The following is a 13,550-nucleotide window of genomic DNA, read 5'->3' on the forward strand; positions in this document are numbered from 1 at the left end:
TTTCCTAGGGCCGCGAGAGATGGAACGCGGCGGGTTCCACGGGCTGGCCGGGGATCGACGGCAGGAAGTCCGGCGCGGTCTCCACCGTGACCGGGGCCACGACCGGGACGGTGCGCGGCGACCGCGTGAGGACCACGACGCCGTACGCCGCCACCGCCGCGCCCGCCACGGCCAGGAGGATTCCGCCGGCCCCGCCCTGGAGCCGCTCGCCGAGCAGCGCGACGCCGATCACCGAGGCGGCGACCGGGTTGGTCAGGGTCACCACGGCGAGCGGTGCGCCGAGGCCGCCGCGGTAGGCGGTCTGGGAGAGCAGCAGGCCGCCGGCGGCGAAGGCCGCGACCAGCACCGCCACGATCACCACCTGCGGGGTGAACAGCGGACCCGAGCGGTCCGTCACCGCGACCGTCACGGTCTGGGTGAGGGCCGACGCGACCCCGGAGGCGAAGCCGGACGCGGTGGCGTGGCGCAGCCCCGGCCGGGCGCCGGGCCGCGACAGGACACCGATGACCGCCATCGTCGACGCGGCCACGACCAGCGCCTCCGGCACCGTCAGCGTGTCGTCGGGCGCGGGCCCCGAAGCGGTCAGGAGCAGCGCGCCGAGACCGATGAGGGTCAGGCCGGTGCCGCGCCACTCCAGCCGCGTCACCCGGCGGCCCGCGAGCCGGGCGCCGAGGGGCACGGCGGCGACCAGGGTGAGCGCGCCGAGCGGCTGGACCAGGGTGAGCGGCCCGTACTTCAGGGCCGCCACGTGCAACAGCGCCGCTGACGCGTTCAGCCCGACCGAGGACCACCACACCCCGCTGCCGAGCATGCGCAGCACGCCGCTCTCGCCCTCGGTGACCCGCGAGGCGAGCCGCTCCTGGGCGACCGCGGCGGCGGCGTACGCGGCGGCGGAGACCAGCGAGAGGGCGACGGCGAGAAGTGTGGCGCTCATCGGGCCGCCCCCGAGGTGATCAGTTCCGACGGTGCGGCGGGTACGGGCGCGGCGGCCGGTGCCGGGGCCGGTGCCGGCGTCGAGCGGCGTACCACGCGCGACCGGCCTGCGCGGGGCAGCCGGATCACCGCGAGGGCGATGCCGAGCAGCGCGGTCGCGACGAGCGCGTCGAGCCAGTAGTGGTTGGCGGTGCCGACCACGACGAGCAGGGTCAGCAGCGGGTGCAGCAGCCACAGCCAGCGCCATCGGGTCGAGGTGGCGACGATCATGCCGACGGCGAGCATCAGGGCCCAGCCGAAGTGCAGCGAGGGCATGGCCGCGAACTGGTTGGCCATGGTGTCGGTGGCGGGCTTCGCGGCGTACACCGAGGGCCCGTAGACCTGCGCGGTGTCCACGAGGTGCGCCGCGTCCAGCAGGCGCGGCGGCGCGAGCGGGAACCCGAGGTGCAGCACGAGGGCGGTCGCGGTCAGCGCGGCGAGCACCCGGCGCGTCCACACGTAGTGCCGGGGGCGGCGCAGATACAGCCAGACCAGGAACAGCAGCGTCGCCGGGAAGTGCACGGTCGCGTAGTAGGTGTTCGCGATGTGGACCAGCGTCTCACTGCCGAGCAGGGCGTGCTGCACGGAGCCCTCGCCGGGCAGGTGCAGGACGCGCTCGGCGTCCCAGACACGGTGTGCGTTACGGAAGGCCTCGCCGGTGTGGCCGTTGGCGAGCTGCCTGCCGAACTTGTAGACGAGGAAGAGTCCTGCGACGAGGAGGAGCTCGCGGACGAGGGGCGGTCGGGCAGATGTGTCCGGCTTCCGGACGGCGGTCGCGCCCGGCTCCCGGCCCCGTATGTCCGGCTCCCGTTCGGCAGGCTCGGTTCGGGATTCCATCCCCCGGCCCCTTTACGTGACGACTGGGTGGTGCGGTGCTGAGCGGAGGATCGCCCCACTCATCGATACGCCAGTGTACCGATACGGAGGCGTACCGGTACACTGGCGTATCGAAAGGGGTCGACGCAGCCGGTCGGCCGCCGTACCGAGGAGAAGAGCCATGACGTCGACGTCGAACCGCTCGAAGATCACGCCCGAGCGTGAGCAGGAGTTCTACGACGCCGTCCTCGACCAGCTCCGCGCGTGCGGCTACGAGTCGCTGACCATGGAGGGCGTGGCCGCCCGCACCCGGTGCAGCAAGTCCACGCTCTACCGTCAGTGGAAGACGAAGCCCCAGTTCGTGGCCGCGGCGCTGCGCGCCAACCGCTGTGTGCGATTCGCCGGCATCGACACCGGCAGCCTCGCCGGGGACCTGCGGGAGGCGGCCCGGGCGGCCGGCGAGCAGTCCGGGCGGGACACGATGCTGGTCCAGGCGCTCAGCCACGCGGTTTTGCAGGACGAGGAGCTGCGGCGGGCGCTGCGCGAGACGCTGGTCGAGCCGGAGCGCCGGGCCATGGCCGCGATCATCCGGCGCGGCGTGGAGCGCGGCGAGATCGTCGAGGGCCACCCGGCGGTGGAGTTCCTCTCGGTGCAGCTCTTCGGCGTGCTGCGCGCCCGGCCGATCCTGGAGGGCAGCTACGCCGACGAGGAGTATCTGACCCGTTTCGTCGAGGCCTGCGTGCTGCCCGCACTCGGCCTCACCTGATCGTGGGCCCGGGGCTGTTGGATGGCTGACCCGGGCCTGCCCGCGCCGCACCGTGGGGACGGGGGCGGCGCGCACCCCCGGACCGGACGGGGTTCCTCCTGAGCGGCGAGGAACCCCGCTCGGTCCGCTGCGTCACGGGGTGCGGCGGTGCTGCCGGATCCGCCGGTGCGGCTCGGCGGCTATACGTTCTTGCCCGCGCCGCCACCGCCGACCGGACCGGCCTTGATGCCCTCGGCGATCTTGTCCATCGCGGACTGCGAGGGGGCGTCCTTGTTGACGTCGATGCCCATCCGGACGATGACGATCTTCGACGAGTCGGCGGGGGAGGGGAAGGCGAGCGACTCCACGTAGCCGTCGTCGCTCTTCTCCGTGACCGCCTTCCAGCGGACGCGGTAGCCCTTCTGCCCCGCGACCGTGACCGGCTCCGAGGCCAGCACCTTGTGCGAGGTGATCCTGCCGTAGGTCTTGCCGCCGTACCCCGACTTGGCGTTCTTCGCGATGTCCGCCTTCGCGGCTGCCTCGGGCGTCGTCGCGTCGACCTTCAACTGCTCGGCCGACTGGGAGAACGCGCTCCCGCGCGTGCACTGCTCCGAGGTGTTGCCGGGGCAGGGGATGGGGTCGGTCTGCACCCCGGCGCCGTACTGCGTGCTGCCGCCCTTCCAGCCGTCCGGGACCGGGATCTTGAGGCCGTTCACCACATCGCCGGCGAAGCCCGGGTCCTGCTCCGGCGCCTGCGGCCCGCCGCGCTCGTCCGGCGACCGCGGCGACTCGGACGGACCGGGCTCGCGCGGGCCGCCGGCCGAGGGCTCCTTGGCCGTGGAGACGCCGTCGTCCCCGTCGCCGTCGGAGGTCAGGGCGTATACGCCGCCGCCTATCCCGGCGAGGACGACGAGGACCACGCCGGCGGCTATCGCGATGCGCAGCCGGCGCCGCGGGGCGGGGGCGGGCGGCTGCCCGGGGTAGGCCGGGAACGCCGGCTGCGTCGGGTGTGCCGCGGTGCCCGCGGCGGCGCGCACCTGGTCCGTCCACACGGTCCCGTCCCACCAGCGCTCGGTGGGAGGACCGCCGGCGGTCCGGCCGGGATCGGGGTACCAGCCTGGGGGAGTCATCTGGGTCATGGCCGCCAGCGTAGGAGCCCCGCGTGAAAGGGGGATGAGAGGGCCCCCCGGTGATGAACCGGTTCCCCGTGTTCTGCCCCTTTCGTGCGCCTTCCGCCAGGGCGTCCGCGATCAGCCTCGGCCCGCGGGCCAACTCCCGCTCCCGTAGCCGTTGATGACGAGCTGCGACGGGCCCGCGCCGGCCACTGTCCGCGGCCACGGCGTCCCCGGGCGCCCCGGGGTGATCGACCCCAGCACGCTCGCGTGCCGCGCCCCGGTGCTCGCGGGGACGGTGCCCGGCAGCCCGTGCAGGGTCAGGAAGCCGAGGACGGCGAAGGCGTACGCCTCCTTCGCCGCGGAGGGCAGGCCGAGCTCGTCGGAGGCGCGCACCGGGATGCCCGCGCCCAACTCCGCGCGCAGGGCGGCCATCAGCGCCGGATTGCGTGTCCCCCCTCCCGAGACGAGGACCTCCGAGGCGCCGACGGAACGGACCGCGTCGGCGACCGTGCGGGCGGTGAGCCGGGTGAGCGTGGCGACGACGTCCTCGGCGGGCAGCTTCTCGTACCCCCGCAACGCCGTCCGCAGATACGGCAGATGGAAGAGTTCCTTGCCCGTCGTCTTCGGCGCGGGCAGGGCGTAGTACGGCTCGGCGAGGAGCCGGGCGAGCAGCCCCTCGTCGACCGTGCCGCGCGCCGCCAGCTCACCGTCCAGGTCGTAGGCGAGGCGCCCGTCCGTCGCCGCGTGGACGGCGGCGTCGATCAGGGCGTTGGCGGGGCCGGTGTCGAAGGCGGTGCCGTCGGCGGCCGTGATGTTGGCGATGCCGCCGAGGTTCAGCGCGGCAGGGGCGCCGGGGCGGCCGCGCAGCCACATCCGGTCCACCAGGCTGACCAGCGGCGCGCCCTGGCCGCCCGCCGCGATGTCCCGGGGGCGGAAGTCGGCGACCACCGGCAGGCCCGTCGCCTCGGCGATCCAGGCGGGCCCGCCGATCTGCAGGGTGCCGTGCACCTGGCCGTCCGCCACCCAGTGGTAGACGGTCTGGCCGTGCGAGGCGACCAGTTCGGCCCGGCCCTCGCACAGTTCACGGTCGGCCTCGACCGCGGCGGCGGCGAAGGCCCGGCCGATCCGGGTGTCGAGCCGGCAGACCTCGGCGAGGGTGGTGGCGGCGGGTGGCAGCGCGGCGGCGAGGCCGGCGCGCAGGCCCGCGTCGTAGCCCCGGCTGATCAGGCCGAGGGGAGTGAGGGTCAGCCGGTCGCCGTCGAGGGTCAGATCGGCGGCTGCCGCGTCGATCGCGTCGTACGAGGTCCCTGACATCAGCCCGATCACGCGCACGTGGGGCCTCCTTCCCGGTCGGCTCACCCTTGCGCTTGATCATTGCATCCCGCGGCTCGCGGGCGGCCGGGCTTCCTGGAAAGCGGCACGGGGTGCGAGGTCGGCTGGCCGGTTTTCGGTTCGGGGGGCGCGCGGGTTCTCCGGCGTGCCGGTGGCTCGCCGGCTCCTGGGCCCGACGCCTGCGGGTCGCCTTCGCACCCTTCGGGTCCGGCCGGCCGCGTTCACGGTCTGCTGTGTCGCGTATCCGTGAGGCGCGCCCGGTGTCCCGCTGTGCGGCCGTGAACGCGGCCCTGACGCCTTGCCGCGCGGCCGTCAGCCTCGGCTTCCGGGGGGCCGCCGGGGGTGCGTCTCGCGGCGGGCGTCCGTCAGTTGCGCGCGGCGCACGCCGGGCGCCCGCCCGCGTGCTTCGCGCGTTCTGCGCGCCCGGGGTGCGGCTCCGCACCCCGGGCTCATCTTTGGCTCGTCGGGCGCGGCCCCGCGCCCGGTGCGCTTCGGCGAGATCTTCGCGCCCCGGCCGTCCGGCCGCCCCCCTCACCCGCCCCGCACGCCTCCCCCGTACGCCGCGAGCGCCCTCTCCCGCCACACCCCCGGGTCCCCCCACGCGCTCCGCAGCGCCCGTGCCTTCGTGAGCCACAGGGACAGGTCGCACTCCGCCGTGTACCCGATCGCCCCGTGCAGTTGGAGCGCGGCGCGGGCCGCCCCGTACGCGGCTTCGGACGCCGCCACCTTGGCGGCGGCCACGTCGGCCTGCGCCAGCGTCGTCGCCGCGCCGAACACCAGCGGCCGGGCGAACTCCAGGCCTACCAGGACGTCCGCCAGCCGGTGCTTGACCGCCTGGAACGACCCGATCGGCACCCCGAACTGGGTGCGCTGCTTCGCGTACGCCACGGTCCGCTCGAGCAGCGCAAGACCGACGCCCAGAGCCTGCGCGGCGGTGGCGAGGGCCGCCCATCGCGTCGCGTGCCGCGCGGCCGCGGCCACGGCGGCGCCCGAGGCGAGCAACTCGCCGCCGGGCAGCGGCGCGGCGAGGCGCCGCGCGGGGTCCAGGGACCGCCGCACGCGCGCGTGCCCGGGCGCGAGCCGCACGGTCTCGTCCGTCACGACCAGGACGAGGTCCGCGGTGTCCGCGTCCACGGCGTGCGGGCCGCCGTCCGGCAGGGTCAGGGTCGCGCTCGCTGTCCCCGCGGCCAGGGCGGGCAGCAGGCGTTTGGCGGGCCCCCGCTCGCCCTTCTCGGCGAGACGCGCCAGGAGCGTGGCCGCCGCCACCGTCTCGACGACCGGACCCGGCACGGCGTGCCGCCCCAACTCCAGGAAGGCGACGGCCGTTTCGACGGGCAGCGGACCCACCCCCTCGTACTCCTCGGGCACCGCCAGCGCGAAGACGCCCGCGTCCGCGAGGCGCGCCCACACCGCGCGCCCGGGCGCGGGATCACCGGCCCCCCACGCGCGCGTGGCCGCCACCGTGTCGGCCGCCGTCAGCATCGCGTCCAGGGAGCGGGCGAACTCCCGCTGCTCGTCGTCGAGGAGGAACCTCATCAGCGGCGTCCCTTCGGCATCAGCGGCGTCCCTTCGGCAGACCGAGCAGCCGCTCGGCGATGATGTCGCGCTGGATCTCGTTGGTGCCCGCGTAGATCGGGCCGGCGAGCGAGAACACGTACCCCTCCGCCCAGTCGGGGCCGTCCGTGGGCGGGCCGTCGGCCAACTCGCCGTCCGGGCCGAGCAGATCGAGCGCCGTCTCGTGCAGGGCGATGTCGTACTCCGACCAGAAGACCTTGTTGAGGCTGGACTCGGCGCCGATGGTCTCGCCGGACAGGAACCGCGAGGCGTTGGCCCAGGTGAACAGGGCGTACGCGCGGGCGCCGATGACGGCATCGGCGACGCGGTCGCGCAGCGCGGTGTCGGCCGGGTCCGCGCGGGTGCGCCACTGACGGGCCAGGCGGTCCGCGGAGGCGAGGAAACGGCCGGGGGAGCGCAGGGTGAGGCCGCGTTCGTTGCCCGTGGTGGACATCGCGATGCGCCAGCCCTGGCCCGGCTCGCCGATCACGTCCTCGTCCGGCACGAAGACGTCGTCCAGGAAGAGTTCGGCGAAGGCGGGCTTGCCGTCCAGGCGGCCCACGGGACGGACCGTCACGCCGTCCGCGTCGAGCGGGAACATCAGATACGTCAGGCCCTGGTGCGGCTTGCCCGGCCGCCCGTCACCGCCCCCCGGCGACCCGCTGCGGAAGAGGCCGAACGCGCGGTCGGCGAACGCGGCCCGGGACGACCAGGTCTTCTGCCCGCTGATCAGCCAGCCGCCGTCCGTACGGCGGGCGGTGGAGCGCAAGGACGCCAGGTCGGACCCCGACTCCGGCTCCGACCAGGCCTGGGCCCAGACGACCTCGCCGGTCGCCATGGACGGCAGCACGCGCGCCCGCTGCTCCTCGGTGCCGAAGTCGAACAGGGTGGGCGCGAGGAGATTGATGCCGTTCTGCGTGACCCGGCCCGGCGCGCCCGCCGCGTAGTACTCCTCCTCGAACACCAGCCACTTGACGATGTCGACGCCCTGCCCGCCGTACTCCTTCGGCCAGGAGACCACCGACCAGCGGTCCGCCGCGAGGGTGCGCTCCCACGCGCGGTGCGCGGCGAAGCCCTCCGCCGTCTCCAGGGAGGGGAGCGGAGCGGTCGGCACGTGCGCGGCGAGCCAGTCGCGCGCCCGCTGTCTGAAATCCCCCTCCTCGGGGGTGAAGTCGAGGTCCATCAGTGGCCCACCCTTCCCTAACAAGTGTTTGGTAGATTAACCTGAGAGGAGCCGACGAGTCGAGGGCCCGGAGCCGGAATCGGGGGACAGCCCATGGACGCACCCGCCCATGTGCCCGCGCACGACCTGCTCGCGGGCCGCACCGCCGTCATCACGGCCGCCGCGGGGGCCGGCATCGGCGGCGCCACCGCGCGCCGCTTCCTGCAGGAAGGCGCCCGGATCGTGATCGGCGACGCCCACGCGCGCCGGACCAAGGAGTCGGTGGCGGAGCTCGCCGCGGAGTTCGGCGCGGAGCGGGTCGACGGGATCCCGTGCGACGTCACCGAACCGGCCCAGATCGACGCCCTGTTCGACCTGGCCGAGCGGTGCCACGGCCACCTCGACATCGTGGTGAACAACGCCGGCCTCGGCGGGACCGCCGAGCTCACCGAGATGACCGACGAACAGTGGGACAAGGTCATCGACGTCACCTTGAACGGCACGTTCCGCTCGACCCGCGCCGCCCTGCGCCGGCTGCGCGCGGCGGGCCGGGGCGGCGTGATCGTCAACAACGCCTCGGTGCTCGGCTGGCGCGCCCAGGCCGGCCAGGCGCACTACGCCGCGGCGAAGGCGGGCGTCATGGCCCTCACCCGCTGCGCCGCGCTCGAGGCGGCCCCGCACGGCATACGGATCAACGCGGTCGCGCCGAGTCTCGCCATGCACCCCCACCTCGCCAAGGTCACCTCGCCCGAGCTCCTCGAAGAGCTCACCGCCCGCGAGGCGTTCGGGCGGTACGCACAGCCCTGGGAGATCGCCAACGTCATCGTCTTCCTGGCCGGCGACTACTCCTCGTACATGACGGGCGAGACGGTCTCGGTCAGCAGCCAGCACGCCTAGGCGGAGAATGACCGTGTGTCGAAACCGAACCAGAACACCAGCAAGACGGCCGGACCCGCACGGAAGGCACCGGACGGGGGCGCGGGGCAGAAGCCGTCCGGCGCCGCACCGCGCAACCCTGCGGGCGCCGCGAAGAAGTCCCAGGTGAGCCCGTCACCCGAGCGGCGCCGTGAACTCCTCGCCATCGCCGCCGACGTCTTCGCCGAACAGGGGTACAACGCCACCACGGTCCGCAAGATCGCGGACGCCGCGGGCATGCTCGCCGGCAGCCTCTACTACCACTTCGACTCCAAGGAGTCGATGCTCGAAGAGATCCTCCGCACCTTCCTCACCGAGCTCTGGGACGGGTACGACCACGTGCTCCAGGCCCAGCTCGGCCCCCGGGAAACCCTTGAGGCCCTCGTCACCGAGTCCTTCCGGGAGATCGACCGGCACCGCGCCGCCGTCGCGATCTACCAGAAGGAGTCCCGGCACCTCGTCGCCCAGCAGCGCTTCCAGTACCTGTCGGACTCGCAGCAGCGCTTCGAGAAGGCCTGGCTCACCACGCTGGAGCGCGGCGTCGCGGAAGGCGCCTTCCGCGACGACCTGGACATCCGGCTCGCCTACCGCTTCGTGCGCGACACCGTCTGGGTCGCCGCGTCCTGGTACCGCCCCGGCGGCGGCCACAGCCCCGAGGAGATCGCCCGTCAGTACCTGTCGATGGTCCTGGACGGCATCTCCGTACGTACCTGAGCGGCGCGTCGTCGGACGGCGCCGCACGAGTGAGGAGTACGCAGCCATGGCCGAGGCCTACATCGTCGAAGCGGTCCGCACCCCCGTCGGCAGGCGCGGCGGAGGACTGAGCGAGGTCCACCCCGCCGACCTGGGCGCCCACGTCCTGAAGGCGCTCGTCGAGCGGACCGGCGTCGACCCCGCCGCCGTCGAGGACGTCGTCTTCGGCTGCCTGGACACGGTCGGACCGCAGGCCGGCGACATCGCCCGCACCAGCTGGCTGGCGGCCGGACTGCCCGAGGAGGTGCCCGGCGTGACGATCGACCGGCAGTGCGGATCGTCGCAGCAGGCCGTGCACTTCGCCGCACAAGGCGTGCTTTCCGGTACCCAGGACCTCGTCGTCGCCGGCGGCACCCAGAACATGTCGATGATCCCCATCGCCTTCGCCTCCCGGCAGGCCGCCGAACCCCTCGGCCTCACCCAGGGCCCCTACGCGGGCAGCGAGGGCTGGCGCTCCCGCTACGGCGACCGTCCCGTGAACCAGTTCCACGGCGCCCAGTTGATCGCCGAGAAGTGGGGGATATCCCGCCGTGACATGGAGGAGTTCGCACTCCGCTCGCACCGTCGGGCGGTCCGCGCCATCGACGAGGGCCGCTTCGACCGCGAACTGACCACCTGCCGGGGCGTGCGCACCGACGAGGGGCCGCGGCGCGACACCACGCTGGAGAAGATGGCCGGCCTCAAGCCCGTCCTCGACGGCGGCACGATCACCGCCGCCTGCTCCTCCCAGGTGTCCGACGGCGCGGCGGCACTGCTCATCGCGGGCGAACAGGCCGTCCGGGACCACGGGTTGACGCCCCGCGCCCGGATCCACCACCTCTCCGTACGCGGCGAGGACCCCATCCGGATGCTCTCCGCGCCGATCCCCGCCACCGCCCACGCCCTCAAGAAGACCGGCATGAGCATCGGCGACATCGACCTCGTCGAGATCAACGAGGCGTTCGCGCCGGTCGTCCTGGCCTGGCTGAAGGAGACCGGCGCCGACCCGGAGAAGGTCAACGTCAACGGCGGTGCGATCGCCCTCGGCCACCCCCTGGGCGCGACCGGCGTGAAACTCATGACCACCCTCCTGCACGAACTGGAGCGCACCGGCGGCCGGTTCGGACTCCAGACGATGTGCGAGGGCGGCGGCCAGGCCAACGTGACGATCATCGAACGCCTCTGAACGATCTGCGCGGCCCCCCCGGACGCCTCGCGCACGCACCCCCGGACTCCCGTCGTCCGTCCGGGAACTGGACGCTTCCTCACCCCTTGCGGGAGTACCTGCCCCGACCGCGCTCCATCGCGGCCCCGACCCGGCTAGTCTCGACTTCTGTACGTCGATTGAGCGACCCCGGGAGGTAGCGCGATGACGCAGGCACGGCCCGGAGGAGCTGCCGGGACCCCGTTGTGGGAGCGCGACGACGAACTCGCCGCGGCGACCCGGGCCGTCGAGGACCTCTGCGCCGACGCGACGACCGCGGGCGGACTCATCGCCTTCAGCGGCGAGGCGGGCATCGGAAAGACGGCGCTCCTGGCCGAGGTGCGCCGTCTCGCGGAGGGCCGCGCCACGGTCTGGTCGGCGCGTGGCGGCGAGACCGTCACCTCCGTCCCCTTCAACGTCGTGCGCCAGCTCCTGCAGCCGGCCCTCGTCCACCTCACCCCCGACGATGCCCGCGAGTACTTCGGCGACTGCTACGAGATCGCGGGCCCCGCCCTCGGCATAGCCGAGCCCGGCGGCCGCCAGCCGGATCCGCAAGGCGTCTGCGACGGCCTCGTCGAGGCCGTCTCCCGGCTCGCCCGGCTGCACTGGCCGCTCGTCCTGCTCATCGACGACGCGCACTGGGCCGACCAGGAGACCCTGCACTGGCTCGCCACGTTCGCCCAGCGCCTGGACGAACTGCCCGTCCTCGTCGTGATCGCCCGCAGGCCCGGCGAGGCCACCGGCGAGAGCGCCCGCCACCTGACCGCCGTCACCGCCAAGGCCCGCTCGTTCACCACCCTGCGCGCGCTCACCCCGGACGCCGCGGCGGGCCTGACCCGCGCCACGCTCGGCGAGCACGCCGACTCCCCGTTCTGCCGCGAGGTCTGGGCGGTCACCGGCGGCAATCCCTACGAATCCGTGGAGCTCCTCGCCAAGGTGCAGGACAGCGAGCTCGACCCGGTGGAGAGCTCCGCCGACGAGCTGCGCGCCCTCAACCGCACGGCCCGCGGCCGCGGCCTCGTCGCCCGCCTCGAAGGGCTCGGCACCGACGCCACCCGGTTCGCCTGGGCCGCCGCCATCCTCGGCAGCGCCATCTCCGTCGAACTGGCCGCCTCGCTCGCCGGCATGACCACGGAGAAGGCCGAACGGTGCGCCGAGCGCCTGTGCACCGCGCGCATCCTGATCGACGGCGACGACGGCATGGAGTTCGTCCACCCGCTGATCGCCACCACGGTCTACCGCTCCATCCCGGCCGCCACCCGCACCGCGATGCACGGCCAGGCCGCCTCCGTCGTCGCCCACGACGGCCGTGGCGCCGCGGCCGCCTCCCGGCACCTCCTGGAGGTCCACCCCGACGACGACCCCGAGCTGGTGGAGCAGCTGCGCCGGGCCGCCGCCGAACACCTGGCCGTCGGCGCGCCCGACGCGGCCCGCCGGTGCCTGGAGCGCGCCCTCGCCGAACCCCCGCTGCCCGAGATCCACGCGCGCGTGCGCTACGAACTGGGCTGCGCCACCCTGCTCACCTCGCCCGTCACCACCATCGGCCATCTGCGCGAGGCGCTCTCCATGCCCGGCCTCGACCAGGAGCTGCGGGTCGACGCGGTCTGCCGCCTCTCCCAGGCCCTGGTCCACAACGACCAGCTCGAAGAGGGCCTGCGGGTCATCGTCGAGGAGGCGGGGCGGCTCGACGAGGGGCCCGCGCGGCTGCGGCTCCAGGCCGTGCACTACATGTGGGAGGGCATTCACGCGGGTGAGGAGGACTCGCCCGGCCGGTCGCGGCGGCTCGCCGCGCTCGCCGGTCCGCTCCGGGGCCGCGACAACTCCGAGCGCGCCCTGCTGATCCTGCGCGCCTTCGACGCCATGACCCGGGGAGAGAGCGCCGAACTCGTCGTCGAGCTCTGCGACCGCGCCCTCGTCAACGGCCGTCTCGCGCCCGGCCTCGGCTGGACCGACCCCGAGTGGAGCTTCGAACTCCGGCTGATGCTCGGCGGGTCGTACGCCTTCTCCGACCGGCTCGACCGCGCGGAGAGCCTGTTCACCGAGGCCGTGCGCGCCTACGAGACCGCGGGCTGGAGCGGCGGGCACCTCGCCCTCTCGCACGCCTTCCTCGGCTATGTGTACCGCAGGCGCGGCCGGCTGACCGACGCCGAGCGCTCGCTGCGCGAGAGCCTGCGGCTGGCCGACCGCGTCGGCGAGGGGCTGCCGATGCACTGGGAGGCGGCCAGCATGCTCATCGACACGCTCCTGGCGCGCGGCCACATCGAGGAGGCGGGCGCCGTCGCCGACCGGTACGGCTTCGCCCCGCCGTCCGCCTCCACGATCTACGTGCCGGACGCGCCGTCCGTCCGCGGCAGGCTCCTGCTCGCCCTCGGACGGGCGGAGGAGGGGCTGAACGTACTGGAGGCGACCGCGAAGGCGCTGACCGCGCGCGGCCAGTACAACACCGTGCTCGCCCCGTGGGCGTACGACCTCGCCCGCGCGCTGGCCACCGAGGACCCCCGGCGCGCGGTCGACCTGGTCGCGGACGCCCGCAGGCAGGCCGAGCGGTTCGGCACGGACACGGCGATCGGTGAGGCCCTGCGGTGCGCGGCGGCGCTGGAGACCGGCCCGCGCTCCGTCGCCCTGTACCGGCAGGCCGCCGGCTATCTGGAGGCCTCGCCCTGCGCGTACGAGCACGCCGTGGCCCGCGTCGAGTACGGCATCGCCGCGGACTCCGCGGCCGAGCTGGAACGGGGCCTGACCCTGGCCCGCTCATGTGGCGCCGACGGCCTCGCCGACCGGGCGCTGGACCACTTGCCGCTGGTCAGGCGCTGAGACGGGGGCCGTGGGGCGGCAAGGGGTGGTCCGGAGCGAGGAGGGGCTAGGGGAGTTCAGGGGGAACGGGCAGGGACACGGCCCGGGGGATCCTCGGGAGGCTGAGAGGCCGCGAGGGCGGCGGGGAGCGTTCCGAGTACGCCACCCGCGTCAAGCCAGCTGCAGCCACCCGCAGCCACCTGCATGAGG

The 13,550-nt window shown here is 74.2% G+C and carries 11 protein-coding genes; 5 read left to right on the forward strand and 6 right to left on the reverse strand.

From position 1 onward, the window contains the following. Positions 1-4: 4 nt before the first annotated feature. Positions 5-934 (reverse strand): DMT family transporter, encoded by a 930-nt coding sequence (locus ACZ6B8_RS11475; RefSeq protein ID WP_471607072.1) that lies wholly within the window; start codon positions 932-934, stop codon positions 5-7. Beyond that, entirely contained in the window at positions 931-1,809 is an 879-nt protein-coding gene (locus ACZ6B8_RS11480) for a phosphatase PAP2 family protein (RefSeq protein WP_471607073.1), read from the reverse strand. Before ACZ6B8_RS11480 ends, ACZ6B8_RS11475 begins: the two co-directional genes overlap by 4 nt. Positions 1,810-1,969: 160 nt before the next feature. Between ACZ6B8_RS11480 and ACZ6B8_RS11485 the strand changes: the two genes are divergently transcribed. Further along, the gene (locus tag ACZ6B8_RS11485) at positions 1,970-2,554 is read left to right on the forward strand and encodes a TetR/AcrR family transcriptional regulator (protein WP_471072699.1); all 585 of its coding nucleotides are present in this window, start codon (positions 1,970-1,972) and stop codon (positions 2,552-2,554) included. Positions 2,555-2,733: 179 nt separating this feature from the next. Here the strand turns inward: ACZ6B8_RS11485 and ACZ6B8_RS11490 are convergent, their stop codons facing one another. The 4 genes from ACZ6B8_RS11490 to ACZ6B8_RS11505 form a co-directional block, all read right to left on the reverse strand. Continuing rightward, complete coding sequence (locus ACZ6B8_RS11490; protein WP_471072696.1) at positions 2,734-3,672, reverse strand: DUF2510 domain-containing protein; 939 nt, start codon at positions 3,670-3,672, stop codon at positions 2,734-2,736. 111 nt (positions 3,673-3,783) lie between these two features. Continuing rightward, on the reverse strand, positions 3,784-4,980 hold the full coding sequence (locus ACZ6B8_RS11495) for an anhydro-N-acetylmuramic acid kinase (protein ID WP_471072693.1): 1,197 nt from the start codon (positions 4,978-4,980) through the stop codon (positions 3,784-3,786). Positions 4,981-5,511: 531 nt separating this feature from the next. Then, positions 5,512-6,516 (reverse strand): acyl-CoA dehydrogenase family protein, encoded by a 1,005-nt coding sequence (locus ACZ6B8_RS11500; protein ID WP_471607074.1) that lies wholly within the window; start codon positions 6,514-6,516, stop codon positions 5,512-5,514. A 19-nt stretch (positions 6,517-6,535) separates the two neighbouring features. After that, a complete protein-coding gene (locus ACZ6B8_RS11505) occupies positions 6,536-7,717 on the reverse strand; it encodes an acyl-CoA dehydrogenase family protein (protein WP_471607075.1) in 1,182 nt (393 codons plus the stop codon). A gap of 93 nt (positions 7,718-7,810) precedes the next feature. Here ACZ6B8_RS11505 and ACZ6B8_RS11510 point away from each other — a divergent pair, with 93 nt between their 5' ends. The 4 genes from ACZ6B8_RS11510 (at position 7,811) to ACZ6B8_RS11525 (ending at position 13,361) form a co-directional block, all read left to right on the forward strand. Further along, entirely contained in the window at positions 7,811-8,593 is a 783-nt protein-coding gene (locus ACZ6B8_RS11510) for an SDR family oxidoreductase (RefSeq protein ID WP_471607076.1), read from the forward strand. A gap of 144 nt (positions 8,594-8,737) precedes the next feature. Then, positions 8,738-9,325 (forward strand): TetR/AcrR family transcriptional regulator, encoded by a 588-nt coding sequence (locus ACZ6B8_RS11515; RefSeq protein WP_471073550.1) that lies wholly within the window; start codon positions 8,738-8,740, stop codon positions 9,323-9,325. A 46-nt stretch (positions 9,326-9,371) separates the two neighbouring features. Continuing rightward, positions 9,372-10,529, forward strand: coding sequence for an acetyl-CoA C-acetyltransferase (locus tag ACZ6B8_RS11520; RefSeq protein WP_471072680.1), 1,158 nt, complete (start codon positions 9,372-9,374; stop codon positions 10,527-10,529). A gap of 183 nt (positions 10,530-10,712) precedes the next feature. Continuing rightward, positions 10,713-13,361, forward strand: coding sequence for an ATP-binding protein (locus ACZ6B8_RS11525; protein ID WP_471607077.1), 2,649 nt, complete (start codon positions 10,713-10,715; stop codon positions 13,359-13,361). Positions 13,362-13,550: the final 189 nt, after the last annotated feature.

This window comes from Streptomyces sp. NPDC041122 (assembly GCF_055592445.1).

Coding starts and splice junctions, on each gene's coding strand:
- ACZ6B8_RS11525 (WP_471607077.1), top strand. CDS start 10,713: ATGACGCAGGCACGGCCCGGAGGAGCTGCCGGGACCCCGTTGTGGGAG.
- ACZ6B8_RS11510 (WP_471607076.1), top strand. CDS start 7,811: ATGGACGCACCCGCCCATGTGCCCGCGCACGACCTGCTCGCGGGCCGC.
- ACZ6B8_RS11500 (WP_471607074.1), bottom strand. CDS start 6,516: ATGAGGTTCCTCCTCGACGACGAGCAGCGGGAGTTCGCCCGCTCCCTG.
- ACZ6B8_RS11480 (WP_471607073.1), bottom strand. CDS start 1,809: ATGGAATCCCGAACCGAGCCTGCCGAACGGGAGCCGGACATACGGGGC.
- ACZ6B8_RS11490 (WP_471072696.1), bottom strand. CDS start 3,672: ATGACCCAGATGACTCCCCCAGGCTGGTACCCCGATCCCGGCCGGACC.
- ACZ6B8_RS11485 (WP_471072699.1), top strand. CDS start 1,970: ATGACGTCGACGTCGAACCGCTCGAAGATCACGCCCGAGCGTGAGCAG.
- ACZ6B8_RS11520 (WP_471072680.1), top strand. CDS start 9,372: ATGGCCGAGGCCTACATCGTCGAAGCGGTCCGCACCCCCGTCGGCAGG.
- ACZ6B8_RS11475 (WP_471607072.1), bottom strand. CDS start 934: ATGAGCGCCACACTTCTCGCCGTCGCCCTCTCGCTGGTCTCCGCCGCC.
- ACZ6B8_RS11505 (WP_471607075.1), bottom strand. CDS start 7,717: ATGGACCTCGACTTCACCCCCGAGGAGGGGGATTTCAGACAGCGGGCG.